The 25,343-nt window shown below is 60.6% G+C and carries 24 protein-coding genes; 10 read left to right on the plus strand and 14 right to left on the minus strand.

The features are described from left to right. Positions 1-187: 187 nt before the first annotated feature. Complete coding sequence (locus IE166_RS06600; protein WP_189502667.1) at positions 188-3,997, minus strand: AsmA family protein; 3,810 nt, start codon at positions 3,995-3,997, stop codon at positions 188-190. A gap of 138 nt (positions 3,998-4,135) precedes the next feature. Continuing rightward, positions 4,136-5,545: an FAD-binding oxidoreductase gene (locus IE166_RS06605; RefSeq protein WP_189502668.1), complete on the minus strand. Its 1,410-nt coding sequence runs from the start codon at positions 5,543-5,545 to the stop codon at positions 4,136-4,138. Positions 5,546-5,653: 108 nt separating this feature from the next. Between IE166_RS06605 and IE166_RS06610 the strand changes: the two genes are divergently transcribed. Next, positions 5,654-6,163 (plus strand): thioesterase family protein, encoded by a 510-nt coding sequence (locus IE166_RS06610; protein ID WP_189502669.1) that lies wholly within the window; start codon positions 5,654-5,656, stop codon positions 6,161-6,163. Positions 6,164-6,171: 8 nt separating this feature from the next. Here IE166_RS06610 and IE166_RS06615 read toward each other — a convergent pair whose 3' ends face one another. From IE166_RS06615 to IE166_RS06640, 6 genes are all read right to left on the minus strand, one after another. Continuing rightward, positions 6,172-6,792: a glutathione S-transferase family protein gene (locus IE166_RS06615; RefSeq protein WP_189502670.1), complete on the minus strand. Its 621-nt coding sequence runs from the start codon at positions 6,790-6,792 to the stop codon at positions 6,172-6,174. Positions 6,793-6,816: 24 nt separating this feature from the next. Beyond that, positions 6,817-7,248, minus strand: coding sequence for a type II toxin-antitoxin system VapC family toxin (locus tag IE166_RS06620; protein WP_189502671.1), 432 nt, complete (start codon positions 7,246-7,248; stop codon positions 6,817-6,819). 244 nt (positions 7,249-7,492) lie between these two features. Then, positions 7,493-8,404 (minus strand): alpha/beta fold hydrolase, encoded by a 912-nt coding sequence (locus IE166_RS06625; protein ID WP_189502672.1) that lies wholly within the window; start codon positions 8,402-8,404, stop codon positions 7,493-7,495. A 39-nt stretch (positions 8,405-8,443) separates the two neighbouring features. After that, positions 8,444-8,731 (minus strand): type II toxin-antitoxin system RelE family toxin, encoded by a 288-nt coding sequence (locus IE166_RS06630; RefSeq protein WP_189502673.1) that lies wholly within the window; start codon positions 8,729-8,731, stop codon positions 8,444-8,446. Beyond that, complete coding sequence (locus IE166_RS06635) at positions 8,721-8,972, minus strand: type II toxin-antitoxin system Phd/YefM family antitoxin (RefSeq protein ID WP_244641343.1); 252 nt, start codon at positions 8,970-8,972, stop codon at positions 8,721-8,723. Before IE166_RS06635 ends, IE166_RS06630 begins: the two co-directional genes overlap by 11 nt. 82 nt (positions 8,973-9,054) lie before the next feature. Next, a complete protein-coding gene (locus IE166_RS06640; RefSeq protein ID WP_189502674.1) occupies positions 9,055-9,558 on the minus strand; it encodes a cupin domain-containing protein in 504 nt (167 codons plus the stop codon). 170 nt (positions 9,559-9,728) lie between these two features. On the opposite strand from IE166_RS06640, the gene IE166_RS06645 reads away from it, so the two are divergent. From IE166_RS06645 to IE166_RS06655, 3 genes are all read left to right on the plus strand, one after another. Beyond that, positions 9,729-10,769, plus strand: a complete 1,041-nt coding sequence (locus tag IE166_RS06645; protein WP_189502675.1) for a serine/threonine protein kinase — start codon at positions 9,729-9,731, stop codon at positions 10,767-10,769. A 51-nt stretch (positions 10,770-10,820) separates the two neighbouring features. Next, positions 10,821-13,505: an ATP-dependent helicase gene (locus IE166_RS06650; RefSeq protein ID WP_189502676.1), complete on the plus strand. Its 2,685-nt coding sequence runs from the start codon at positions 10,821-10,823 to the stop codon at positions 13,503-13,505. A 187-nt stretch (positions 13,506-13,692) separates the two neighbouring features. Then, positions 13,693-14,901 (plus strand): AAA family ATPase, encoded by a 1,209-nt coding sequence (locus IE166_RS06655; RefSeq protein ID WP_189502677.1) that lies wholly within the window; start codon positions 13,693-13,695, stop codon positions 14,899-14,901. Here IE166_RS06655 and IE166_RS06660 read toward each other — a convergent pair. After that, positions 14,888-16,101, minus strand: a protein-coding gene (locus IE166_RS06660) for an IS3 family transposase (protein WP_189502678.1) whose coding sequence is annotated in 2 segments (ribosomal slippage) — positions 14,888-15,765 and positions 15,765-16,101 — 1,215 coding nt in all. Because the reading frame shifts where the segments join, the coding sequence is not laid out codon by codon here. The two genes, IE166_RS06655 and IE166_RS06660, sit on opposite strands and share 14 nt — an antisense overlap. Positions 16,102-16,123: 22 nt before the next feature. Here IE166_RS06660 and IE166_RS06665 point away from each other — a divergent pair. Then, positions 16,124-17,113 (plus strand): DUF4435 domain-containing protein, encoded by a 990-nt coding sequence (locus IE166_RS06665; RefSeq protein ID WP_189502679.1) that lies wholly within the window; start codon positions 16,124-16,126, stop codon positions 17,111-17,113. Between the two features lie 908 nt (positions 17,114-18,021). Beyond that, positions 18,022-19,113: a sensor histidine kinase gene (locus IE166_RS06670; RefSeq protein WP_189502680.1), complete on the plus strand. Its 1,092-nt coding sequence runs from the start codon at positions 18,022-18,024 to the stop codon at positions 19,111-19,113. A 9-nt stretch (positions 19,114-19,122) separates the two neighbouring features. Here IE166_RS06670 and IE166_RS06675 read toward each other — a convergent pair whose 3' ends face one another. Both IE166_RS06675 and IE166_RS06680 read right to left on the minus strand, forming a co-directional pair. Continuing rightward, positions 19,123-19,764, minus strand: coding sequence for a DapH/DapD/GlmU-related protein (locus IE166_RS06675; protein WP_189502681.1), 642 nt, complete (start codon positions 19,762-19,764; stop codon positions 19,123-19,125). Positions 19,765-19,803: 39 nt separating this feature from the next. Then, a complete protein-coding gene (locus IE166_RS06680; RefSeq protein WP_189502682.1) occupies positions 19,804-20,292 on the minus strand; it encodes a CreA family protein in 489 nt (162 codons plus the stop codon). A gap of 117 nt (positions 20,293-20,409) precedes the next feature. On the opposite strand from IE166_RS06680, the gene IE166_RS06685 reads away from it, so the two are divergent. From IE166_RS06685 to IE166_RS06695, 3 genes are read left to right on the plus strand one after another with little or no spacing between them, the layout of a single operon-like run. Next, a complete protein-coding gene (locus IE166_RS06685; protein ID WP_189503330.1) occupies positions 20,410-20,568 on the plus strand; it encodes a hypothetical protein in 159 nt (52 codons plus the stop codon). A gap of 22 nt (positions 20,569-20,590) precedes the next feature. Then, positions 20,591-21,172 (plus strand): SCO family protein, encoded by a 582-nt coding sequence (locus IE166_RS06690; protein WP_189502683.1) that lies wholly within the window; start codon positions 20,591-20,593, stop codon positions 21,170-21,172. After that, on the plus strand, positions 21,172-22,035 hold the full coding sequence (locus tag IE166_RS06695) for a 50S ribosomal protein L11 methyltransferase (protein ID WP_189502684.1): 864 nt from the start codon (positions 21,172-21,174) through the stop codon (positions 22,033-22,035). The genes IE166_RS06690 and IE166_RS06695 overlap by 1 nt, the downstream gene beginning before the upstream one ends. 49 nt (positions 22,036-22,084) lie before the next feature. On the opposite strand, the gene IE166_RS06700 is transcribed toward IE166_RS06695, so the two are convergent. Next, positions 22,085-22,249, minus strand: coding sequence for a hypothetical protein (locus tag IE166_RS06700; RefSeq protein ID WP_189502685.1), 165 nt, complete (start codon positions 22,247-22,249; stop codon positions 22,085-22,087). A 180-nt stretch (positions 22,250-22,429) separates the two neighbouring features. On the opposite strand from IE166_RS06700, the gene IE166_RS06705 reads away from it, so the two are divergent. After that, positions 22,430-24,256 (plus strand): aminopeptidase P family protein, encoded by a 1,827-nt coding sequence (locus tag IE166_RS06705; RefSeq protein ID WP_189502686.1) that lies wholly within the window; start codon positions 22,430-22,432, stop codon positions 24,254-24,256. Here IE166_RS06705 and IE166_RS06710 read toward each other — a convergent pair whose 3' ends face one another. Together IE166_RS06710 and IE166_RS06715 are read right to left on the minus strand one after the other, a co-directional pair. Continuing rightward, on the minus strand, positions 24,257-24,553 hold the full coding sequence (locus tag IE166_RS06710; RefSeq protein ID WP_189502687.1) for an AzlD family protein: 297 nt from the start codon (positions 24,551-24,553) through the stop codon (positions 24,257-24,259). Then, positions 24,550-25,299 carry an AzlC family ABC transporter permease gene (locus IE166_RS06715; RefSeq protein WP_189502688.1) on the minus strand — a complete coding sequence of 250 codons (750 nt, stop codon included), beginning with the start codon at positions 25,297-25,299 and terminating at the stop codon, positions 24,550-24,552. The genes IE166_RS06710 and IE166_RS06715 overlap by 4 nt, the downstream gene beginning before the upstream one ends. Positions 25,300-25,343: the final 44 nt, after the last annotated feature.

Raw genomic sequence — 25,343 nt, forward strand, 5'->3', positions numbered from 1 at the left:
CGCGCACCATTGCTGCGAACACTCAAGGTCTTGGGCCGCCTCGTAAGGCAGAAGGACCCGCTCACGCGGGGGCCGGGCCAACCGCACCGACCTAACCTGTTTCAGACAGGACAATGATATGGATTGCAGTGCCGAAATCAAGCAGGCAACGCACAGCCCACCGGACTGCACATATCAGCGTGTCGCGTTAATTCGGCAGGTTCTCGAACACGCCCGGCAACGTTCCACCAGCGCCTGGGGCTGATGGTGGTTGCAGAGGCTGAAGGCCCTGAGTTTCTGGGATCTCGGCTGGCATCTGGAAAGGCGCCGGGGGATCGTTGCGCGGTGTGGGAGCCGTTGTCTGGGGTTCGGGCGCCGGCTGCGTGCGGCGTTCTTCCTGCGCTCGTGCTGCTTGAGCCGCGCGCTCGGCTTCGCGCCGGGCCGCTTCGGCCGCCGCTTGCGCTGCCCGCTCGGCTTCCTGTCGAGCGGCTTCCGCTGCCTGCCGCCGCTCTTCTTCCTGCCGGGCGCGTTCAGCCGCAGCAGCTTCTTCGCGGGCCGTTTGCAGCGCCGTGTAATACCGGACTTCGCGTCGCAAACGCTGTTGCTCCATGAGCTGCGCCTGCATCGCCTCCACTCGCGCCTGCTCGATCTCCAGCGCGCGCTGCGTCAGGAATTGCGCGAGGGCGGTCGTGTCATAGTTGACCTCGGGCGTATCCAGCGTCCCCCCGATGCCCAGCGTCACCGTTGGCTCGGAACCGCCAAGCGCATGATCGCCCGCCTGATAGGCCACGGTGGCCCGGCCGTTCAGCACGTCACTCGCGGCATCGAAGGCCAATTCGGTCGCCAGCATCGATGCTCCCGCCGCAAACTGGGTCAAAGGCATGCGTAGTGTGCCATTAGCCAAGCTGAACGCGACATCGGCATTGCCGGCCTGCGTGCGCCCTTGGCTCATGATTACAGGCGCGAACGACCGAACAGCCTCGTCATCCACCGTGCGGCCGATCTTGTCGGCTTCCGCAATCAAAGCCGGCAGAGCATCGGGGTTCAGCCCGTCAATCGTCACATCGCGAAGCTTGGCCGTTCCGGAGCCCGACAAGGCCGCAACCACACCATCAACCGACTTGCCGCTGCCGCTGACTGTCACGCCAAAGTCGCCTTGCCCGCCAAGTGCGGCCTGGCCGGTGAGTGCGGTAAGATCCGCATCGTTCAAGGCAAGCTGCGCCGAAAACAGCGCGCTGCCGGCGCTGTTTTCCAGACTGGCCAGCCCGCTCAACCGGCCATCGGCATAGGTGGCGGCAAGATCGCTGATTCGCAGGCCTTCATCATCGAGCTTCAGGTTCATCGCGGCATCGCTGATCAACACGCCCGCACCCGCTTCCAGCCGGCCGGTCGCCAGACGCATGTCGAGCGTCAACGGCAGCGTGCTCGTCGTCGCAAACGGCTTTTGCGGCCAGCTGCGATCCGCCGTGGCAGCGATACTGTCGGCCCCAAGCAGCATCGCCGCGGCTTCCGCAAGATCGACCCGCCCAACCGACAGATTGCCGGCAATATGCGGGCGCGCGTCCCGCAACTCGGCCGTTACCGTGCCGTCGACATCGTCGTGGTTCCACGATCCTTCGACGCTCGATGACAGCTTCCCGGCTTCCAGCGTCAGCGACCCTGCCAGTCCCACCGGCGTGCCAAGCCCCATGCCGGGCACACCGAGCCCAGTCGTCATCAGCCATGGCTCGATATCGCCAGCCGAAAGCCGCGCCTCGCCCTGTGCCTTTGGCTCGTTCTCGTTGAACGAAACGGATCCATCAAAACCGGCATCAATGTCCTCGCCACGCAAGGCAAAAGAGGTGCGCATGCCGTTCTGCAGCGAACCATCAAGCGACAACGTGGCATCTGAGCGATCGAGCAGCCCCAGCGGCAGCGAGGTGATCCCGCTCAGCGCCAGCAGTGCGGCGCCATCATCATTGGCAGCATCAAGCGAGATCGTCATCGGCATTTCGGGCAGCGGCTTGGAAAGATCCGCCGTGCTTGCCGTCAACTGAAGGCTCGTGCCGCCGCTCTTCCCGCGCGCGCTCAGCGCCAAGCCACGCGGTTGCGCCTCAGCACCGCCGGCACTGGCGGCACTCGCGATGACGTCGATCTGCGTGTCGGCAAACAGTCCGGGATAAGCCACCGCACGGTCGTTCAGCGCCTGCAACGCGGCAATCGCAGGATAACGCGACGCCAGCTGACCGATCAGCGGCGCGAGATCCGTCGCAACCAGCGAAGCGTCGATGTCGCCCGTAGGCACGCTGCCCAAATTGTCCACGCTGCCGGTGGCGCTGATGCTGGTGCCCGCCAGTCCACCGATCGCCAGACGATCGATTTCCAGCCGCTCGCCGCGCAGCCGCAGGGCGGTGTCGAGTGTTTCAGCAACCAGCCCCGAGGCCCGCACCGGTCCGGCCTTGATCTGGAAGTCGAGATCATGATCCGCCAACCGCGTCTGACCCTGATCGCTCACGAAGATCGACGCAAAGGCGGCCAGCCCCTCGACATCCAGCGCGTCGCCGTCGAGCTTCACATTCATCGAAGGCCGCGCATCGGCCGGCTGCGCACGCGTGATCTCGCCCTTGAACCGCGCATCGCCAAGCTGCAGCTCAAGCCCTCGCAGCTCCTGCCGCTCCCGGCTCATCTCCACCGTCGCGTCGAAGCCTGCCGCCGGCAGCACCCGGATCGCCTCGTCGACATCGCGCGAAAGCCAGGCCGCAAAGCCGGACGGCTGCGACACCGCCAGAAGCAGCTTGCCGCTGAAGCCGAAATCATTGCCAGCGCGCAGCAGCCCACTGCCCTCGAGCCGCGTCCGGCCCGGCAAACTCGCCGCGAACGTATCCAGTTGCCAGCCTTGGCGCGCCGGCTGCGCCGAAAGCCGGACGTCGCGGATTGTCGTATCGCCCGCCACCACCGCCGGCAGGTTGACTTCAACCGTGCCAGGAATAGTCGGACGCGGCAGCGCGTTGACAACGCGCTCCAGCGCGTTCAGCCGCTGTTCCAGCGTCACGCCTGGCCCGTCCGCCCCTGCCACCGTCTCATCGAACCGCACCTGCGCACCATGGGCGCGGATCACAAAACGCGGCTCGGGTCCGAAGGTAATCTCCGCCGTACCATCCGCCGTATAAGGGTTCTCGGTCGGCCCGGTCTCGAACCGCGCTTCGTTCAGCGCCAACCGCTCGCTCGACATAACAAAGGCGCCCGACACACGGTAATCCGGCGGTGGCGGTGGTACTGTCGGCTCACCTTGGCGCGGCTTGGGAGGCAGCGCATTGCTCGCTGTCAGCCGCAGCGTGCCGGCATAATCCGGTTTGCGATCGGCAAACTTCAGCGTGCCGTCGAGTTCCCCGGCGATCGGATACGCATCCGGCCCGCCGGAAATCCGCAGCCGCATGCCCCCCGTCTCATCCACTGCGCCGGTGCTGATACCGAGCGTCGATGGCAGCCCGTCGAGCTTCATGGTGCCATCCATGCGCCACGGACCCGCCAGCGTGCGTGCCGAAAGGCTTGCATTCAGGCCCGTCATGCTGTGGGTGAGCCCGCTCGGCCCATGCACGAGATCGACCTGGCCATCGGTGATGGTCAGCGCTTCAACCGAAATCTGATGCGGATCAAACGGCGTCGACGGACGCACCGCCCAGTCGATCGCCCCGTCCTGATCAACCGCCACCCGCAGATGCGGACGCACCAGTCGCATGTCGAAGATGCGGAATTCGCCCGACATCAGCGGCGCCAGTTCGGCGTCCATGGAGAATGTTTCCGCCGTCATGGCGGTTTCGCCCGGCTTCGTGCCGGCCACATGCACGTCGGAAAAGGTCACCGACGGGAACGGCAGCAGCCGCGCGCTGGCATCCCCTTCCACCGTCACCTGGCGACCGAGGATCTTGCTCGCTTCTGCCTCGAACTGCGCCCGGTAATTCGTCCAGTCGATGAAATACGGACCGACCAGCGCTGCCGTCAGCACAAGAACGATCAGGCTTCCAACAATGACGAACAAACGGGCCAGAATGACTGCTCCAGGCTTGAACCGGCACGAACCGGCTTTGCTTCATTCAGTCTAAAGCCTTAGGCTCCCGGCTTGAAGCACTCAAGCCAGGCAATCCCGGTCTATCCCGCGCTGAATCGCTTTCTCAAGCTATGCCGGTAAGATCTTGCCGGGATTCATGATGTTGAGCGGATCGAGTGCCGTCTTGATCGCCTTCATCACGTCTACGGCTCCGCCAAGCTCTTCGCGCAGATAAGCCATCTTGCCCTGCCCGATTCCATGCTCGCCGGTGATCGTCCCGTCCATCGCGATCGCCCGCCGCGCCAAGCGCTCGATGAAGCCTTCCGCACGCTCGATCTCGTCGGGATCGTTCATGTCGATCAGCACCAGCGTATGAAAATTGCCGTCGCCGGCGTGACCCACGATCGGCGCGATCAGACCGGTGTCCGCGATATCCTGTTCGGTTTCGGCGATGCAGTCGGCCAGCCGCGAGATCGGCACGCAGGCGTCGGTCGACAGCGCCTTCTTTTCCGGCGCCAGCGCTTCGGCCGCATGATAGGCGTTGTGCCTGGCCTTCCACAGCTTGGCGCGTTCTTCCGCAACCTTGGTCCAGCTGAACGGCCCGCCTTCAAGCTCGCTCGCGATCTCGCCGAACAGTTCCGCCTGCTCCGCCACGCCCGTTTCCGAGCCGTGGAACTCCAGGAACAAACAGGGCTGCTCGGGATAATCCGTCTTGTTGTAGCGGTTGATCGCCTGCATCTGCAGCGCATTGACGATCTCGATGCGCGCGACGGGAATGCCCATCTGCACGGTCATAATCACCGCGCGACAAGCCGCATCCAGCGACGGGAAGGTGCAGATCCCGCCGGAAATCGCCTGCGGAATGCCGTAAAGCTTGAGCGTGAGCGCCGTGATGACCCCAAGCGTGCCTTCCGAGCCCACCATCAGCCGCGTCAGGTCGTAGCCCGTGCTGCTTTTCTTGGCGCGCTTGGCGGTCTTCACGATCGACCCGTCCGGCATTACGACTTCCAGCGCCAGAACATTGTCGCGCATCGTGCCATAGCGCACGGCATTGGTGCCGGAAGCCCGCGTCGCCGCCATGCCGCCCAGGGTCGCATTCGCGCCCGGATCGATCGGAAAGAACAGGCCCGTATCGCGCAGGTGCACGTTCAGCTCCTCACGCGTCAGACCCGGCTGGATCGTCACGTCGAGATCATCCGCGTCGATCACGATCACCTTATTCATGCGCGCCATGTCCAGGCAGATGCCGCCGGCCGGCGCATTCACCTGGCCTTCCAGGGAAGAGCCAACGCCGAACGGAACAACTGGCACACGGTTCGCCGCGCACAGCTTCACGATCTCGCTGACTTCTTCCGTGGTTTCAGGCCAAACCACCGCATCCGGCGCCTGCGTGGGAAGATAGGTCGTGGTGTGGCCATGCTGTTCGCGAAAAGTCTGGCCGGTCTGGGCGCGATCGCCAAAGCGCGCCTTCACCGCAGCCACGACAACAGCAATACCCTCTTCGTTGCGCGCCGCCGCAACCGCATCCTTCAACGCCATGACACTCTCCCCGGTCGTCTTCAAACCCGCGCCGTAACGACGGGCTCTATCATGATGCGCCTTCTATCGTTTATCCGAGAACGGCGCACCGATTTTTCCTGAGGTGATATGAGGAGATTGCCCGTGAACTTGACCTCGCCCCTGCCCGTTCCCTTCACATCCACACCGCTGGACCTACAGAAGGACTGGATCGACTATAACGGCCACCTCAACATGGCCTATTACAACGTCTTGTTCGATCGCGGCTTGGATCAGGCCTGGGATCTTCTGGGCATCGGTGCGACCTATGCGGCCACCCGCAAGCTCACCACCTACACGGCCGAAATCCACATCTGCTATATCCGTGAACTGCATCTTGGCGCGCAGGTCACCGTTTCGACGCAGGTGCTCGATGCCGATGAAAAGCGGCTCCATGTCTTTCAGGAAATCAACCATGTCGACGGCTGGCTCGCCGCCACATCTGAAAGCCTGACGCTGCATGTCGACATGGCAGGCCCGAAGGTCACGCCCTTCCCCGCCGACATCAAGGCCAACATCGATGCGATGCTCGCCGCCCATGCCGAATTGCCCCGCCCCGAGCGAGCCGGTCGCACCATCAGCATCAAGCGTAAGGTCTGAAAGGACCCTCAGCCGTAAGCGTAAGGACCGCCCTTCTGCAGAGCGCGCTTATAGGCCGGTCGCGACTGGATCTTTGTCAGCCAGGAAATCGTCTTCGGACGATCACGGTCCAATCCCGCCCGCGCCCGCGCGGCTTCAAGCGGAAAGCTCATCATGATGTCGGCGGCAGTCATGTCGTCGCCGGCAAACCACTGCCGCTGCTTCAGCGCGCTTTCCACATAATCCAGATGCACATCGATCATCGGCTGGATGCGCTTCATCGCAAACCGGCCCATGATCGGCACCTTGCTCAACACCAGCTTCAAGAGCAATGGCGGCATCAGCGAACCTTCGGCATAATGCAGGAAGTGCCGATAGCGCAGCGCGCCTTCGACATCATCGGGAGCACCCAACCGCCCGCCGGCCTTCTCCACCAGATACTCCACGATCGCCCCACTCTCGGCAATCACCCGCCCCTCATCCTCGATCACTGGCGATTTACCCAGCGGATGAACCTGCCTCAACTCCGGCGGCGCCATCAGCGTCGGCAAACGCTCGTAGCGCTTGATCTCATAAGGCAGTTCAAGTTCCTCAAGCATCCAGATTACACGCTGCGAGCGGGAATTGTTGAGGTGGTGAACGGTGATCATGGAAGCTCCTAAGGGCTTGATCCGTCAGCAGAGGATAATTTGCAGATACGAAGATGAGGCTAGCCTCTGCATAACCATGTCGCGCGTGACGAGTGGCATCCGGGCTATGCGAGCGGTAGCAATCAAATAGCAGTCACCGGGATCTTTATGGCCGGTTTCAACGACGACTTCGGCAGCTTCTGCAGCAACCTGTTCATCAATGGGGATCAGCTTGGCTGTAATTTCTTCAAGCGCACTACGAAACCACTGTGCGGGGGACGCATCCCGAAGATCGGGACGATCGCGATGCAGAGGCTTTTGAGCAGCGATCGCCAACTCCCAAGCGGTAATCGGTGAAACGTAAAGAGCGCCTGCTTCCTGACTCTCGGCAATTGCAATGAGAGCTTCGTCCGACAACTGGTCTTGCCCGCTGACAAGCCAAAACAGCGCATGCGTATCTAGCAGAACGCCGGCCAATTAAGTCTTGGGCTTCCGAGCGGTCGAAGATCGAATGGCCTGCGAAGCGATCGGCTTGGTGAGATCAACATCTTTCTGGATGGTGAAGGCGCTGGATTTCAGCGCGCCGGCTCCTTTGACGGTCAAAAGCCGGCCGCTTCTTACGTCACGCACAGTCAGTTTCGTTGATGGGAATGCCTGAGACATAGCGGAAATATAGCTCTTTCTTAGAAGACTTGCGAGTACTTCCTAGTTTGCCGATCGTTCAACGCCCGCTCCCAACCTCCACCACCGCATCCGCAAACACCTCCGGTGCCTCCTGCGGGAAGTTGTGCCCGACGCCCGGCACGATTGCGCGTCGGTATGGTCCGGTAAAATGCGGCGCGCTTTTGTCCTCTTCCGAAGGCACGCTGACTTCATCGTCCCCGCCGTCCAGCACGACCGTCGGCACGCTGATCATCGGTTGATCCGCCAGCTGACGCTCCAGCCCCTTAAGCTCCGGATCGCCGGCAACCACCCCGTAGCGATGGCGATAGGAGTGGATGACGACATCCACGAAATCGGGATTGTCGAAGGCTTCGGCTGTCTGGTCGAAGGTTGCCTGATCGAAGCCCCATGTAGGCGACCACAGCTTCCAGATGAACTGCGTCAGCTCGCAACGCTTGCGCGATAGTCCTTCGACCCCGCGTTCTGTGTGGAAGTAATACTGATACCAGTAGCGAAATTCGCTGTCCGGATCGACCGGCTGCTTCGCGCCTGCAATGTCCTGGATGTTGTAGCCCGTCCCGCAGCTCACCAGTCCTAACACCCGCTCGGGCCACAAAGCCGAAACGATGCAGGCAGCACGCCCGCCCCAGTCATAACCACCGAGCACGGCGCGCTCTATATTGAGCGCATCCATCAGCGCCAGAAGATCATTGCCTAGCGCTGCCTGTTGTCCCGACCGCATCGTCTCCGACGATAGAAACCGCGTCGCGCCATAGCCCCGGAGGTAAGGCACGATGCAGCGCCACCCCTGCCCGCTCAGCCGCTCCGCCACCGCGTCAAAGGCATGCACGTCATAGGGAAAACCATGCAGCAGGATCGCCACCGGCCCATCCGCCGGCCCAGTCTCCAGATAAGCGACGCTCAGCGCGCCGGCTTCGATTGTCCTGAGGTGCTGCGAACCTGTTACCATTACGACCTACCATGCTTAGCTGCAGACTGGAAAGAAGTGTTACCGGCTTCGATCACGCGCAAGAGTGTAGACATCACCGCGTTCGCGTTTGCCGACAGCTATGACCAGCACGGTGACTGTTTCATCTTCCACGCGGTAAACAAGCCTGTATCCAAGTTGGCGCAGCTTGATCTTGTAATGGTCCGGCATGCCATGGAGAGCAGAAGCTTGTATGCGAGGCACATCCAATCGCTCACGCAGCTTCTTGACGAACTGTTGGCGAATGGTCGAACCAAGCTTGTCCCACTCCTTCTTCGCGGACGGCAAGAATTCGAGCCTATAGGGCATCGATATCGACCGGCTCGCCCTTCTCATGCGCTCGGGCTTTGATGATCTCCGTCAGATAGAGATCGTCAAGCTGTTCGAGCATGCTCTCATAGACCTCCGCAGGCACCATGTAGGCCATGATCCTGTTATGGTTTAGGACCGCAACGGCCTCGCCATCGGCCGACTCCAACACTGACGAGGGACTTTTTTTCAGGTCTGAGACACTGACTGCGATATTCGCTTCGACCCGCTGCATCATCATGTTCCAACCCGGAAAGATACTAAGTTAAGTACCGTTTCTGGCACTAAACATCAAGTCGGCGGACCCAGCTTGTCAACCCGCTTCAGCGTAACCATGCAGTCCACGCCTCACCCGTCACAGGATCCGTCGTCGGCAGGGCCACCTGCGCCAGCGCGTCTTCGATCACGTGATCTGCGAGATCGCCGGGATGATTGATGTCGCCGTCCTGTCCCGGCGGATAGCCGCCTGCCATCCGGAAGTCGGTCGAGGCGCTGATCCGCTTGTGCCCGACGCCGGCCGGCACGATGCAGACATCACCGACCTCGATCTTGGCCGTAATCCCGCTGTCACCGCCGAAGCCGATCACGGCATGGCCGGACACGCAGGCCAGCACTTCATGACCCTTGGTGTGGAAGTGCCAGAACGGAAAGACTGTATAGACCCAGGTGCCCGTCCAGCCATTGCGCTCGAACAGCCGGCACGCGGCCTCGCCGGCTCTTGCGTCTTCGGGAAGCCTGTTCTTCCACAGGAGAAAAGGCAGGTCGCTGTTGGGAATACCGCGCTGGCGATCCCTAGCGAAAGTGTGGGTTAAAGCCTGTTCGCTCAAATCTGTTCTCCTGCCGCATCCGGGTCCGTTTCCGATCTTTGCCGGATCACAGGACTGATGAAGCCTCCCATCTGCCAAATGAACATCGGTTGAAGCGGTTCCGCAAGGCTGGATGTCGTTGTGTCCCGGCCCCGCCCTCGCTAAACACGGGTTCATCCAGTTGAGGTGAAATGCAGAACTTCGTTACCGATACCGTGCTCAAGCGCGACGTCTTTTCCGAGACGCATAAGGGCCATCTGGCAGATGACGTGGAAACGCCGGTGATCCGCCGCATCGTTTCGGCCGCACCCTGGTGGTCGAAGCCGCTGGCCTGGACGCTTGCGCGCCGCGAGATTCGCGCGCTCAAGGCCGTGCGCGGCCTGCCCGGCACGCCGCAGTTGCTGGCCACCGACAAGGACGGCCTGTTCCGCACCTGGAGCGAAGGCACGCCGCTGCATCTCGCGCGCCCAAGCCATGCCGGCTTCTACCGCGACGCCGCGGTGCTTTTGCGTAAGCTGCGCCGCGCAGGGATCACGCATAACGATCTCGCCAAGCCGCAGAACTGGCTGATGACGCCGGATGGCAATGCCGCCGTGATCGACTTTCAGCTGGCCTCCCTTCATCGCCGCCGCGGCAGCCTGTTCCACACCATGGCTTACGAAGATTTCCGCCATCTGCTGAAGCAGAAGCGCGCCTTCGCGCCGCATCTCCTGACGCCTACGGGCAAACGCCTACTCGCCCGCCGTTCGCTGCCTTCACGGATATGGATGGCGACCGGCAAGCGCGTTTACAACCTCGTCACGCGCGGCATCTTCAACTGGTCGGATGGCGAGGGCACCGGCGACCGTATCGACAATGAGGGCGCGGCCATTCGCGACCAGCTTAGTGCCCTACCCGGCGTCACCGATGTCGCGCTCGCCACCTACCCGTTTCCGCGCAAGGGCACCGGCATCTATGCCTTCGTGGAAGCCGGCGCCGAGCTCGATCCGCATGATCTTGCCCGCCACGGCACTTCGGCCGATCTCGTGCAGCAGGTCGACGCCCTGCCGCGCGATGATCACGGCAACGCCCGCACCGACCTCCTGTCGCTGATCGCCATGAACCGCATGCAGGAGCTGGAAGAGCGCACGGCGTCCGACCCCTTCCTGCGCAAGCTCACCGCCGAGATTTCCGCGGGCCGGCTGAACATGACCGACCGCCGCATCGCGTCTCAGGAACCGGGCCAGAACTAAGCGCGAACGGATTGTCTGGCACTTTAGTCTCGAATCACTACATTGCCGGATATGTCCGATCCCTTTGATTTGCCCTTCTTCGACGAACCCGGCGGCGAACCGGCACCTAATCCTCCCGCCCGTAAAGCCGGGGGCGGTATTGCCGCGCGTGCGATGGCGGCGCGTCGCGGCCCTCAAGCGCAAACGCCCGATTACGTCTCGGGCCTGAACCCCGAACAGCGCCTTGCCGTCGAAACCACGGAAGGTCCCGTACTGGTTCTGGCAGGCGCGGGCACCGGCAAGACGCGCGTGCTCACCACCCGCATCGCCCACATCCTCGCCACCGGCCGCGCTTACCCCAGCCAGATCCTCGCCGTGACCTTCACCAACAAGGCCGCGCGCGAGATGAAGACGCGTATCGGCGTGCTGGTGGGCGAAGCGGTCGAAGGCATGCCGTGGCTCGGCACCTTCCACTCCATCGGCGTGAAACTTCTGCGCCGCCATGCCGAACTCGCCGGCCTGCGCTCGAACTTCACCATCCTCGACACCGACGATGTGATCCGCCTCATCAAGCAGCTGATCCAGGCGGAAGGTCTGGACGACAAGCGCTGGCCCGCGCGCCAGTTCGCCATGATGATCGATGGCTGGAAGAACAAGGGCTACGGACCCAAGGACATTCCGGAAGGCGACGCCCGCTCCTTCGCCAATGGCAAGGGCCGCGAACTCTACCAGGCCTATCAGGACCGCCTGAAGACCTTGAACGCCTGCGACTTCGGCGATCTCCTGTGCCTGCCCATCCGCATGTTCCGCGAGCATCCGGACGTGCTCGCCGAATATCACCGCAAGTTCAAATACATCCTCGTCGACGAGTATCAGGACACCAACACCGCCCAATATATGTGGCTGCGTCTGCTCGCTCAGCGGCCCAAGGCTGAACGCCCAACCTCCCCCTTGAGGGGAGGTCGCGCCGAAGGCGCGGGTGGGGGTAGTCTTGGCACTGAGGGTCCCCCACCCCTTACCCCTCCCCTCCAGGGGGAGGGAGATGCGGCTGCAAGCGAAAACAGAGTCAACCTCTGCTGCGTCGGCGATGACGACCAGTCGATCTACGGCTGGCGCGGCGCGGAGGTCGACAACATTCTGCGCTTCGAGAAAGACTTTCCGGGCGCGGCCGTCATCCGCCTCGAGCGCAACTACCGCTCCACCGCCCACATCCTCGCCACCGCCTCGCATCTCATCGCGCATAATGAAGGCCGGCTCGGCAAGACGCTGTTCACCGAACACAGCGATCCCGACGCTTCAAAGGTCATGGTTCATGCCGCCTGGGACTCGGAGGAGGAAGCGCGCGCGGTCGGCGAAACCATCGAGCAGCTGCAACGCCCCGACCGCGAGGGCCGCCGCCACAACCTCAACGACATGGCGATCCTCGTGCGCGCGTCGTTCCAGATGCGCGAGTTCGAAGACCGCTTCGTCACGCTCGGCTTGAACTACCGCGTCATTGGCGGCCCGCGCTTTTACGAGCGCCAGGAAATCCGCGATGCGATGGCCTATTTCCGCGTCGTTGCCCAGCCGGCCGACGATTTGGCTTTCGAGCGCATCGTCAACACCCCTAAGCGCGGCCTCGGCGAAACCACGATCCGCCAGCTGCACGACATTGCGCGTGCTCGCGGCGTGCCGATGCTGACGGCCGCCGAAGACATCGTCGAAACCGAGGAGCTGAAGGCCAAGCCACGCGCATCGCTGCGCAATGTCGTCGAAAACTTCCGCCGCTGGCAGAAGATGCTCGACAACACTCCGCATACCGAGCTTGCCGAAATCATCTTCGAGGAAAGCGGCTACACCGACATGTGGAAGAACGACCGTTCGGCCGAAGCGCCGGGCCGGCTCGAAAATCTCAAGGAGCTCATCCGCTCCATGGAGGAGTATGAGAGCCTGCGCTCCTTCCTCGAACATGTCGCGCTGGTCATGGATACCGAGCAGAACGCCGAGCAGGACGCGGTCACCATCATGACGCTCCATTCGGCCAAGGGTCTGGAATATGAAACGGTCTTCCTGCCCGGCTGGGAAGAAGGCCTGTTTCCACACCAGCGCTCCCTTGACGAAGGCGGTCGCTCCGGCCTCGAAGAAGAGCGCCGCCTGGCCTATGTCGGCGTCACCCGCGCCAAGAAGAACCTGCATATCTGGTTCGTCTCGAACCGCCGCATTCACGGCCTCTGGCAGTCCACCATCCCCTCGCGCTTCCTCGACGAACTGCCCGAAGCCCATGTCGACGTGGCGGAAGCCGGCTCGTCCTATGGCGGCTATGGCGGGGCCTTCGCGCAGGGGCGCGGGGGTAATCGCCAGAACCCCTACGGCGCATCCCGCTTTGATTCCGTAGGGTCCGGCAACAATGCCGGCTCCGGCTCCTTCTCCAACACCTACGCCACCCCCGGCTGGGCCCGCGCCCAAGCCAACAAAACCGCCGCCACCGACCGCAACTGGGGCACCCGCTCAGGCGCGGGCGTCGAGCGCATCGGCTACGGCGAAACCGATTCCCAACGCGGCGCCGGCCGAGGCTCCGTCAAAACCCGCACCATCGAAGGCGAACTCATCGCCAAATCCACAATGGACACCCCGTCGGCGTTCTCAGTGGGCGACCGGGTGTTTCACCAGAAGTTCGGCAACGGGAATGTCGCGGCGATCGAGGGCAACAAGCTGACGATCGATTTTGACAAGGCGGGGCAGAAGCGGGTGCTGGATGGGTTTGTGACGGGGGTTTGAGGGGCAGCTAATTCAATCAGGAAAAGAGCCTACTTGAAGTCCCAGGGCTACTATTACGAACAATCCCGCGACGCACTGTCAATCGCAATGTATCCAGCGATCGGATTCCACGTTGGATGACTTTGTCGCTCCGATGTTTTATGGCACATCTAGGATTAAGGTGCTTTAGACGGGAGGACAATAGTTCATGAAGATACGGAATCTTGTAATCTCAAATTTTCGAGGTATCCAGCGTGTCGAGGCTACTGACCTGGGCGACACGATCATCATCGCCGGCCAAAATGGTTCTGGAAAGTCTTGTCTGTTTGATGCGATAAGATTGCTGAAATCAACATATGGAGGATATCAGCAAAATGAGTGGCAAAATTTTTTCGGCGAATTTGCCATTCAACTTCACGGCAGCTCAAAACACCTAAGCGGCCTTTTCAATGATCCAACTAAAGATATAGAGATTGAGGCGCAGTTTGTTCTTCGAGATGACGAGAGAGCCTACGTAACCGCTCATGCGGCTGAACTTCTAGAGCAAACAATATGGCAAACTGTCCTTCCGGAAGCTTTTCAATGGGGCGGATACCGGAAGGCTATGTTCGCAGCCCAGTTCCGAGATCAACAACCTGTCGTTTTGCAGCGCGTTGCCAATGAACTGCCTCAGCTTCAGCAAGAACTTGCTCTTCCCCTTCTTACTGCGCGCGTAAAAATAGATTCGGCCGGTCAGATCATAATTACTGACTCAAAGGCCCTCAGTGTAATCTTTAGCAATTATCGACCCCGGAACATTGGCGTTATAGACTTTCACGGAGCACAGCGTCATTACGGACGTGAAGCGGTTCAAGGCATCAACCTCAGCCTTGAGCAAACTAACCTGTCGTACAGTCAGCATACGCTATATAATTATAATAACAAATACAACAATGTGAAAAGCGAAATGGCTGGAAATTTCATCAAGGAGCTACTTGCTGAAAAAGCAAACAGCCAACGATACAATGAAGAGGCATCGCTTGTTGATACTTTGAAGGAGCTCTTTGATTCGTTTTTTCCGGATAAGAGATTTGAAGGACCACAACCGACATCTGACGGAAGCCTATCATTTCCTGTAACTACTCAGAACGGAAGCACCCACGATCTTGATGAATTAAGCTCGGGGGAGAAAGAAATATTATATGGATATCTCCGTATCCGTAGTTCTGCACCGAGGAATTCTATAATCTTGCTTGATGAGCCTGAACTACACCTCAATCCACGGCTTATTCGCGGTCTACCTGAGTTCTACAAAAAGCATTTAGGCGAAGCGTTACAAAACCAGATTTGGTTGGTTACGCACTCGGATGCTCTGATCCGAGAGGCTGTTGGTGGAGTGCCCCCCGTTTCACCGGACAGGTCGGCTAGGTTGATTTAGCCCTGATGAATTGCCGAGGGGAAGCCATCTTGAGCGCGGAATGGGGATGGATTTCGTTGTAGTCCTCGATCCATCCGTCGATGAGCCGGAGCGCCGTTTCGGCGTCCGGTAGTGCCGAGGTGCGGATGTAATCCCGCTTCAGGGTTTTGACGAATGCCTCGGACATGCCGTTCGACTGTGGGCTGGCCACCGGCGTGAAGCAGGGCGTCAGATTGAGCGCCTGGGCAAAGAGCCTGGTTTCCCGTGCTGTATAAGCCGAACCGTTGTCCGAGAGATGCTCGATAGCGTGCGGGGCTCGGGTTGCTGCGAACCGCTTTTCGACTGCCTCCAACATCATGTCGCGCACGTTTGAGCCGGAAATGCCTGCATTGGCGACCGCCGTCCAGGCGATGATCTCCCGGTCGAAGGCGTCGATGATGAAGGCGTGACGAATGACCTCGCCATTCCAGCAGGTGAACTCCAGACCGTCCGAGCACCAGCGCAGGTTGGAGCGCATGACCATGACCTTGCCGTCGTGGAGGCGGCCCTTGCGAACGGCCGTATGCTTCTCCAGTAGCATGGCGTGGTTGCCCATGATGCGATGAACCCGTTTGGCGTTGACGACAGGCTTATCGGCGGCTCGCCTTTCGCGATTGAGGAGCGCGGCGACCCGCCGATAGCCATAGGTTGGCCTTTGATCCACGAGCCTGCGAATGGCGGGCAGAAGCTCTGCATCCTCGACCTTGTGGTATGGCCCGCGCGGCTTTGATTTGCCTTTCAGCCGCTCGACGAGGTTGGAACGGGAGACGCCCAGCGTGTCTGCGACGGTCTTCATCGGGAACCGTCCTTCGGCAACAAGATCGGCCGCGATATCCGTTTTTTTGAGTCCGCTTTGAAAAGGGCTTCGCGGAGGATTTCGACCTCCATCGTCTTACGGCCGAGCATGCGCTCCAACTCGCGGACGCGATCTTCCAGCTTCTTCACTTCCGAATTGCCGACCACCGGCTCGTCAGAATCCACGGCTGCAGTACCTCCCTCGCTCAAGAGCCTGCGCCACCGATAAAGCAGGTTAGGCGCAACGCCATGGCGGCGAGCGGTGGACGATACCGTCTCGCCTGGTTCGAAACTCTGCTCAATGATTGTCAGCTTCTGCTGGGTTGTCCACCGCCTGCGGCGAACATCACCCGTCAGCAATTCAACGTGTCGATACTCGTTAGACATAAGCCTGTCCTCAAGCCTGTGCTTGAGCCTTTCTGCTTATGCCGACTGTCCGGTCGAAATGGGGGGCAGTTCAGTTGGGCGACCGGGTTTCAATGTCTTCCACATGCTTCCCTGCGGAGCTGATCGTAGAGAAACATCTCAGATTCGACCACTCGCGGTTACCGCCGACCTGGATGTAGTACTGGCTGATCTAGTCGGCGACTTGGCAGCATACCGTCCCGGCGGGAAAGGCTTGATCTTTGAAGGCGGAGGTGACTCAGACTTTGATAAGGCATTTGTCGGACAGCTGTTCGCCACTGAACTCCGCGGTATTAATCTCATCTCGGGAACGAACAAAGAGAGGGTCAAATTATTACATCAGGTTCTAAGCCGCGCTTACGAAAAAGGCGATCTTCCAACTAAATATTATGCTGTCACCGACCGGGACACCCTTGACGGGAACGAAGACAGTCCAGCGGTTAACCGGTTCCAATGGGACGTATACCACATCGAGAACTTCCTCTTAGTAGAGAATATTGTGTGTGACGTGGCCAACTCCTTAGGGCTTTCGAATAGATATACGCCGGATACCATTACAAATGCGCTGTCACTAGCGGCGAGGAAGGTTGTGTCTGAGGTTCTCATTCATAGAATGCGTACGCACGCCAACAAATTACTTATAAATTCTATAAACCTCGGATTTTCTCCCAACACGCTAACCATCGGTAAAGAGTTAGGAAGTGCAGTCTCGCGATCTGTCGAGCGCATCAACGGGATACTCACAACCGCCCTTTCAGAGTCCAAGCTTGTAGATGAAGAGCAACGAATTCGAGAGGATATTGAGCAAAGTTTTGCGAATGGTACCTGGAAGAACACCTTGCCGGGTCGCGAGATATTGAAAAGGTTCTGTGACGATGAGAACCTTGGCATTGGCTATGAGGTGTTTAGAAATCTACTAGTCAGCAAGATGGTTGACTTAGGTCATAAGCCCGAAGGTATGCGCAGGATCATAGAGACTGTAAGAGACGACTGACAGGGCTGTTTAAGTCGCCAATTATTCAGGCTCTGAGAACCTATCGGGACTGCTCTGAGGAGGAGCTAAATGACGGGTGTTCTAGCTTGGCACGGCGACTCCCTCACCGGTTTCGCCACTGACGCGCCGATCCGCCCTTCTCCCGTAAAAGGAAGGAACCCCACTCATACCTCCACACTTTCGTCATCCTCGGGCTTGACCCGAGGATCCATGCCAGAACGCTCCTCTCACGCCGACGATGCCGGTTTTCCTCCCTTTTCTTTGACTGTTTCGGCGTGGAGCCTCGGGTCGAGCCCGAGGGTGACGAAAGTGGTAAGGGTGCCGCTAAGCCTTTGATGCTGGTGCGCTGTGATCTTCACGCCAAGAAAAATCTATCCACCCCCCTCCCAACTCCCCCTATCCTCCACCCATCGCCCTCGTTGGGAACTCTGGTGCGCACCGGGGATCAGAGGAGGGCGGCGGTGTCCGGGCTGGTTGCGCGACGGTAGCGTGATCTGGAGGTAATCAGTCCTCCGTAAGCCGGGGCCACGAGCCGGTTCAGCGCTGTTTCGGACCTTTCCAGGGGGAAAGCCATCCGAACAGCCCCCCGGTGCCGCGGCAAGACCACCGACGGACGCGAAACCACCCGCGCCGTACAAACTATCATCAAAGGCGCGGGGTTTCGCGTCCGCTTCCCAAGCAACCAGCGCGGGAAGTCGGAAACCTGTGTCCGGTGGTCAAGCGCAAACCAAATGGTCGGCGCGGCACTACGGAGGTCCGGCACAAGTGCTCAGCGGAAAGGATGGCGAATGCAAGCAACCCGATGCTCGCCCTTCCCTACCGTCCTAAAACTTTCGCGGCTTGCCCGGAACCGGACTGCAACAGTTCTGTTTCCCGTCCTCAAAACAACAACAAAAAGCATACAGGGAATGGCAGTGACGATTGCTGAGGATACGCTCCTTGTTCTCGCCCCTCCGCAGATGGACCTGGCGCGGTCGGAACAGCTGCTTCAGCAGAATGGCGTGAAGCATTATCGTTGCGAGGATGTGGCAGAACTCGCCGCACTCGCACCCATGGCGGGCGGTGCCATGGTGTCGGAAGACAGTCTCGTTGGGGTGGATACCGGCGCGCTCGTGCGCATGCTGGAAGGCCAGCCGCCCTGGTCGGATTTCCCGTTCCTGATGATGGTCGAGCGCAACGACGACGCCGACGACGATGAGCGCCTGGAGCGCTTTGCCAAGCTCGGCAACGTCACCTTCGTGGAACAGCCCTATCTACCGTTCTGCTTCATCGGCAATGTTAAGACCATGCTGAACAGCCGCCAGCGCCAATATCGCGCGCGCCGCCAGTTCGAAAACATGGCCCGCGTCGATCGCGACCTCGCATCCGGGCTGGAGCGCCAGCGCCTGCTGGTGCGCGAACTGCATCATCGGGTGAAGAACACGCTGGCCACCGTCCAGGCCCTGATGAGCTCCACCGCCCGCTCCTCGCTCACGGTGGAAGAATTCCGCCAGGCCCTGCTCGGCCGCATTTCGGCAATGGCCCATGTCCACGAGGTCCTGACCGAAGACAAGTGGCAGGAGGCGCCGCTCCGCGCGCTGTTCGCCTCCCAGCTCGAGCCGGAAGCCGGCCCCGACTTCAAGGGCGAAGCCAGGATCGACGGGCCGGACATCAAGATCCCCTCCCACCTCGCCGTCCCGCTCGGCATGGCCGTGCATGAGCTGACGATCAACGCGCTGAAATACGGCGCCCTGTCTCAAGCCGGCGGCACCGTCGCCGTGTCATGGGAAGTGGAAGCAGCACCTGATCGCATGATGCTGCGGATCGAATGGCGCGAAGAAGGCGGCCCGCCTACCCCCGTCCCGCGCCGCCGCGGCTTCGGCTCGCAGTTCCTCGAACGCGTGCTGCGCCAGCAGGCCGCCGCCGATGTCGAGCTGAACTACCATCCAGCCGGCCTGCAGGTCATCATCCACATGCCCCTGCCCGAGCGCACGTCCTTCCACCTCTTTACGGACGCGTGATAGGATCGCTTAAGCTAGGCGGGCTTCCCACTTCTCAAGGAAGTCCGCGATCGAAAGCGCCTGCATATCAGGGATGGCCTCGAACAACTGTTCCTTCGGCCAATCCCACCAGCCGAGCCGCTCGATCCGCTCCGCGATCGCCGGCTCGAATCGCCGCCGCAGAACCTTCGCCGGCACGCCAGCCACGATCGTGAAGGGCGCGACATCCCGGCTCACCACCGCATTCGCCCCGATCACCGCGCCGTTGCCGATCGTCACCCCCGGCAAGATCACCGCCCCGTGCCCGATCCAGACATCGTGCCCGATCACCACCCGCGCCTGCGCCCGGCTATCTCGCACCGACTGGTCCACGCCGAGAAAGCGGAAGAACTCGTTCGGCCGATAACTCACCTTGTGGCTCGTAATCCGCTCGATCGGATGCGCAAGAGCATTGATCCGCGTGTTCGAAGCAATCGAACAGAACTTCCCGATCGTCGCATGCGCCCCTTCCGCATGACGCTCGAAATAGCTGTAATCGCCAACGGTCACGTCCCTCAGGATCACCCGTTCCGCAATCACCACATGCCGACCGAGCTTGCAGCCCTTCAACTCCGCGCTCTGGTGAAAGCGCGGTTCATCGGGAATAAAGCGGAGGTCTTCAGGATCAGCCATCCGCCTGCTTTACAGAGCTGGATGGCAATCAGGCAAGGATCAGGGCTTGCCCTTGCTCCACGTCACGTTTTGCCCGTAGAGCGGAACAGTCGAGATCGCCATCTTGGCCGACCCATCCTGCACCTGGCGCGAATGCGAAAGGTAGATCAGCGTATCGTTCTGCCGATCATAAATCCGCTTCACCATCCGCTGCTTCCAGATCAAACTAATGCGCTGATCGAATACTTCCTCGCCGCCCTTGCCCAGATCAATATCGCCAACCGTGATCGGCCCGGTCTGCCTGCAGGCGATGGAGGAGTCGGACGGATCCTCGAACCAATTGCCCTTCTTCAAGCGATCAAACAAACCGCGCTCGAAATAGGAAACATGGCAGGTCACGCCGGATACTTTCGGGTCTGTGATCGCCTCGACAATGATGTCATTGCCGAGCCAATCGACACCCACCTTGCCGACTTCGTCAGCCTGAACAACAGGCGCGAATCCGACGATCGCGATCAATGCGGCCGCGGCAGTTGCACGAAACGACATCCGGATTCCTTTGTTCAACATGGACCGGCGTGAAAATGGTGCATCCAAACACAAGTGCAAGCGGTACAGCGGCAAGATGCACCTTTCCGCAACACGCGGGAATGGCTATCAAGTCGCATGCGCCCGCTCCTGCCCACCTCTGCCGCCCCGCTCCGCCGTTTGGCGGCTTTGCTGGTTGCAGCTACAGTGACCGGGCTGAGCTTCGCGCTTTGGATGGACAAGGGTCCGGCCATCTTCATGGCGCTCGTTCAATCGGCCATGTCCTGGTGCTTTTGATCCGAATCGAAGGAGTTCGTCGATGATGCGCGTCATCCTCATTGCCGCAGCCCTGCTTGCGGCAGTTGTCGTGGGCATCGGGTCCTTCGTAATCTATCAGGGCGCGTCGAGCACTGAAGCCCGCGCCTTCGGCGACCCGTTCACGCTGGTGGATCAGGACGGCAAGCCTGTGACGGAAGCCGCCTTCCGCGGCCATCCCTCGGCGGTCTTCTTCGGCTTCACCCACTGCCCGGAAGTCTGCCCCACCACCCTGTTCGAAATGGATGGCTGGCTGAAAACGCTTGGCGACGAGGGCAAGAACATCCGCGCCTACTTCGTTTCGGTTGATCCCGAGCGTGATACGCCGGAGATCATGAAGTCCTATGTCGGCAATGTGTCTGACCGTATCGTCGGCCTGACCGGTGAAACAGCCAAAGTGGAAGCCATGGCGAAGTCCTTCGGCATCTACTTCCGCAAGGTTCCGCTGGAAGGCGACGACTACACGATGGATCACACGGCGTCCGTTCTGCTGCTCAAGCCCGACGGCGACTTCTTCGGCACGATTGCCTATGAGGAAAATTCGCAGGCAGCGATTGCCAAGCTGAAGCGGCTGGCGGGCGCCTGATGGTCGATCAAGTCAGGTTGTTTTTCGTCGGCGAAGGCAAACCCGTTCGCGATCTTCACCGGCAACTGGAAGCAGTGTTCGAGGAAGACGGCTATCCCATCGCGATGGTCGAACTGGACGAAGCAGCCGATCGGCACGAGATTTCCATCTATGCCGACGCCGAAGACGAGACGGCGGAAGAGCGCATCCGATCAGCCGCTCCGGACCTCACGATCAGCCGCGAGGAATTGCCGGAGATCGATTGGGTCACGGCTTCGCTGCAGGGACTGAAGCCGGTGCGCGCCGGCCGCTTTCTCGTTCATGGCCATCATGATCGTGACCGGCTGCAGCCCAGTGACATCGGCATCGAGATCGAAGCGGGTCTAGCCTTCGGCACCGGCCATCATGGTACGACTGCTGGCTGCTTGACGGTCATCGGCGAGGTCGTCAGGCGGGAAAACCCGCGCTGGATGCTGGACCTGGGAACCGGCAGTGCGGTCCTCGCCATCGCCATGGCTAAGCTGACGCGACGCCGCGTGCTTGCGACCGACATCGATCCGGTTGCCGTGCGGGTTGCAGTCGAAAACGCCCGCCTCAATCAGGTGGGCGATCTCGTGCGCGGCGAAACCGCGATCGGCTTTGCACACCGCGCCACCATGGCGGCGGCACCTTTCGACCTGATCGTCGCAAACATCCTGGCAAAGCCGTTGATGCGGCTGGCACCCGAGATGCGCAATCATCTCGTGCCCGGGGGATCGGTGATCCTGTCGGGCATTCTGCAGCGACAGCGCAATGCCGTCATTGCCGCCTATGTCGCTCAAGGCTTTCGGCACATTCGCACCCTGCCGCTTGAAGGCTGGGTCACGCTTCATCTGAAGCGCTGAAACGAAAAAGGCGACCTTTCGGCCGCCTTTTGCATTCCATGAGCAGTGCTCAGTAACCCGCGGAGATGCTCCGGCGAGCAAGCACGTCGGCGCGGGTGCGGCCGTTCTTGGCTTCGAAAGCATCAACGACGCGCTGTGCTTCACGGAAGCGGGCATCCATCAGAGCGTTGAGGGCGTTGCGGAAGAAGCCACGCTTAGCGGTCTGTGCAGTCATCTCAATCTCCATCTGTTTGTGTTCTGAGAAGAAAGGTAAGCTGCACTGACCTACTTTGCCATGCAGAATTGTGCATGGCAGCAATGTCGTTTTGCAATGCACAAAAACGAGCTGCTCATCTTTGCACCATCCGGCTCGCCGGCGTGCTAAGAACACGCTGCATCATCAACAGAGCGCATCATGTTTCAGTCTTTTGAATCGCTGACCGACCCATCCCAAGGCCGCGAGCGCGTGGCCAAGTTGCGCCGCCTGATGGAAGAAACCGGCGTGGACGGCTTCCTCGTTCCGCGGGCAGACGAGCATCAGGGCGAATATGTTCCGCCTCGCGCAGAACGCCTTCAGTGGCTGACGGGCTTCACAGGTTCGGCCGGCATCGCACTGATCCTCAAGAGCATCGCCCTGATCTTCGTGGATGGCCGCTACACTCTGCAGGTACGCAACCAAGCTGATCCACAAACCTTCGGCTTCGAAAGCCTAGTGGACTCACCACCGCCGATCTGGATCGAGCAAAACCTGGAGCGCGGAACGCGTCTCGGCTTCGACCCTTGGCTGCATACGGTGGCGGAAGTTCGCACCTTGCGACAGGCTGTCGAACAACGTGGCGCATCCCTGGTTGCCGTCGACAATTTGGTTGATCTCATTTGGGACGATCAGCCGGAACCGCCACTTGGCCGCGCTGCGATCCAGCCGGAAGCCTATGCGGGCGAACTGGCCAAAAACAAGCTGCCCAGGCTGGCAGCGCGCGTCCGCGACACCGGCATCGACGCTACCGTGCTCACAGACCCTTCCTCCGTGGCATGGGCCTTCAACATTCGTGGCAGCGATGTGCTCCATACGCCGCTCTCTCTCAGCTTTGCCATTCTGCCGGCGGAAGGTCTGCCGCAGTTGTTCATTGATGAGCGCAAGCTCGACATTGAGACCAAAGCCTACCTCACGCAGCTCTGCGATCTGCGGGCTCCTACAGACCTTGAAGGCGCCCTTGCCAAGCTTTCCAAGAATGCCGTTATCGGCCTCGACTTCGGTCTTGCCGCCGAGAAGCTGCGCCTGATCGTGGAAGACAACGGCGGTCGGGTTGTGCCGCTCGCAGATCCGGCGCGCCTGCCCCGTGCTACCAAGAACGCAGCCGAGCTCGAAGGCAGCCGCGCCGCCCATCGCCGCGATGGCGCGGCCATCGTGAACTTCCTGCATTGGGTGGAACAGCAGCAAGGCGGGAAGGTCGATGAAATCACCACCGTCGAGAAGCTAGAAGGTTTTCGTCGCACGGCCGGCGATGAAGCGCAGATGCCCCTTCGCGACATTTCCTTCGACACGATCTCCGGCTCCGGCCCGAATGGCGCCATCATGCATTATCGCGTGACGCGCAAGACCAACCGCGTGCTCGAACAGAACGAGTTGTATCTTGTGGATTCCGGGGCGCAGTATCAGGACGGCACCACCGACATTACCCGCACCACCATCATCGGCACGCCAACGGCGGAGATGATCAGGTATTACACGATCGTGCTGAAAGGCCTAATCGCTATTTCGCTGCTGCGCTTCCCAGCAGGCACGCGCGGTTGCGACATCGATGCGGTGGCGCGCCTGAACCACTGGAAGGCCGGACTCGATTTCGCCCATGGCACCGGCCACGGCGTCGGCTCCTATCTCGCCGTGCATGAAGGGCCGCAGCGCATCGCCAAGACCGGCACGGAAAAGCTGTTGGCCGGCATGATCCTGTCCAACGAGCCCGGCTATTACAAACCCGGCTCCTACGGCATCCGGCTGGAAAACCTGATCGTGGTGGAAGCAGCTGCCGACGTGGATGGCGGCGACATTCCGATGCACAGCTTCGAGACGCTGACGCTCTGCCCGTTTGAACGGCGGCTGATCGACCCGAGCGTGCTGGCTGTTGAAGAGCGCAACTGGCTCGACACCTACCATGCCTGGGTTCAACGCGAATTGGGTTCGCTCGTTTCCGGCGACGCGGCCAAATGGCTGGAAGAAAAAACGCAGCCGCTCGAAGGCTGATCAGGCCAGCCAGTGCCGCATGGCGATCAGCACTGCGGCACCGGCTACAAAGCCGATGAACATCGGCGCACGCAGGCAAACAAGGGCGGCCACCAACAGAGCCGACCATTCGGCGGGCCCGCCGTTCATGGCAGCAGGCGCAACCAGCGTCGTCAAGACAGCAGCCGGCACGGCCTCAAGCCCCGCCTGAACACGCGGATGGATGCTGTCGAACCGCGACAGAACAATGTGGCCACCGATGCGCGTCAAATAGGTCGCCAAACCGCCGAGCAGGATGATCCAAAGGTTGACGCTCATGATGTCGCCTCCTCGACTGCGGCCGCTTCAAGCGGAAGCGCAGCCCTTGGCGGCAAAGCTGCGGCGAGCAGGATACCGGCAAGCGCGCCTATGCTGACATGCCAGGGCGAACCGATGGTGCGATAGGCGATCACCGATACGACAGCACTGACCAACACGACAGGAAGCCAGCGGGGCCGTTTTCGAAAGCCCATGACGAGGCCGAGGAAATAGATCGACAGCAGGAAGTCGAGCCCGATCGCATGAGCATCCGGCATGACCTGACTACCGAACTCGGCTCCGATCCAGGTCATCAAGATCCAGGAACAATACATCGGCAGCGCCATACCGGCATACCAGATGATCGTGATCCGCTTGCCGTTCTCGACGCGACGCTCGGACTCGGCAAAAACCGGATCGACCAGGAAAAAGAAAGCGACCGCTTTTCTGAGTGGCGACCAATGCGGCACATGCTGACCGATAGCCGCGGAATAGAGCACATGACGAAAGTTGACGGCAAAGATCGAAAACACGATCAGCCACGGCGCGACATGCTGACCGAAGAGCTCGATGCCAACCATCTGGCTGGCCCCGCCATACACCGCCGCACTCATCAAGACGGCCTGAGCAACGGTCAGGCCATTTTCAACGGCCATCGCACCGAACAGAACCGCAAAAGGTGCCGACGCCACGAAGATCGGCACCCCGGCTCGCACACCCTTCCAGAGGTGGTCAACGCGATCGCTCGACACGGATGTTGCTGACATCGGCTGGACCCTGACAAGGAAGACTTGGCTCCGCGCTTAGGTGA

Origin of the sequence: Tianweitania populi, from assembly GCF_014652875.1 — a bacterium.
Taxonomy (GTDB): domain Bacteria; phylum Pseudomonadota; class Alphaproteobacteria; order Rhizobiales; family Rhizobiaceae; genus Tianweitania; species Tianweitania populi.

Coding starts and splice junctions, on each gene's coding strand:
- IE166_RS06675 (WP_189502681.1), bottom strand. CDS start 19,764: ATGGCTGATCCTGAAGACCTCCGCTTTATTCCCGATGAACCGCGCTTT.
- IE166_RS06685 (WP_189503330.1), top strand. CDS start 20,410: ATGCGCCCGCTCCTGCCCACCTCTGCCGCCCCGCTCCGCCGTTTGGCG.
- IE166_RS06630 (WP_189502673.1), bottom strand. CDS start 8,731: ATGCCCTATAGGCTCGAATTCTTGCCGTCCGCGAAGAAGGAGTGGGAC.
- IE166_RS06705 (WP_189502686.1), top strand. CDS start 22,430: ATGTTTCAGTCTTTTGAATCGCTGACCGACCCATCCCAAGGCCGCGAG.
- IE166_RS06710 (WP_189502687.1), bottom strand. CDS start 24,553: ATGAGCGTCAACCTTTGGATCATCCTGCTCGGCGGTTTGGCGACCTAT.
- IE166_RS06645 (WP_189502675.1), top strand. CDS start 9,729: ATGCAGAACTTCGTTACCGATACCGTGCTCAAGCGCGACGTCTTTTCC.
- IE166_RS06605 (WP_189502668.1), bottom strand. CDS start 5,545: ATGGCGTTGAAGGATGCGGTTGCGGCGGCGCGCAACGAAGAGGGTATT.
- IE166_RS06700 (WP_189502685.1), bottom strand. CDS start 22,249: ATGACTGCACAGACCGCTAAGCGTGGCTTCTTCCGCAACGCCCTCAAC.
- IE166_RS06715 (WP_189502688.1), bottom strand. CDS start 25,299: ATGTCAGCAACATCCGTGTCGAGCGATCGCGTTGACCACCTCTGGAAG.
- IE166_RS06625 (WP_189502672.1), bottom strand. CDS start 8,404: ATGGTAACAGGTTCGCAGCACCTCAGGACAATCGAAGCCGGCGCGCTG.
- IE166_RS06670 (WP_189502680.1), top strand. CDS start 18,022: ATGGCAGTGACGATTGCTGAGGATACGCTCCTTGTTCTCGCCCCTCCG.
- IE166_RS06690 (WP_189502683.1), top strand. CDS start 20,591: ATGATGCGCGTCATCCTCATTGCCGCAGCCCTGCTTGCGGCAGTTGTC.
- IE166_RS06650 (WP_189502676.1), top strand. CDS start 10,821: ATGTCCGATCCCTTTGATTTGCCCTTCTTCGACGAACCCGGCGGCGAA.
- IE166_RS06695 (WP_189502684.1), top strand. CDS start 21,172: ATGGTCGATCAAGTCAGGTTGTTTTTCGTCGGCGAAGGCAAACCCGTT.
- IE166_RS06635 (WP_244641343.1), bottom strand. CDS start 8,972: ATGATGATGCAGCGGGTCGAAGCGAATATCGCAGTCAGTGTCTCAGAC.
- IE166_RS06655 (WP_189502677.1), top strand. CDS start 13,693: ATGAAGATACGGAATCTTGTAATCTCAAATTTTCGAGGTATCCAGCGT.
- IE166_RS06615 (WP_189502670.1), bottom strand. CDS start 6,792: ATGATCACCGTTCACCACCTCAACAATTCCCGCTCGCAGCGTGTAATC.
- IE166_RS06610 (WP_189502669.1), top strand. CDS start 5,654: ATGAGGAGATTGCCCGTGAACTTGACCTCGCCCCTGCCCGTTCCCTTC.
- IE166_RS06680 (WP_189502682.1), bottom strand. CDS start 20,292: ATGTCGTTTCGTGCAACTGCCGCGGCCGCATTGATCGCGATCGTCGGA.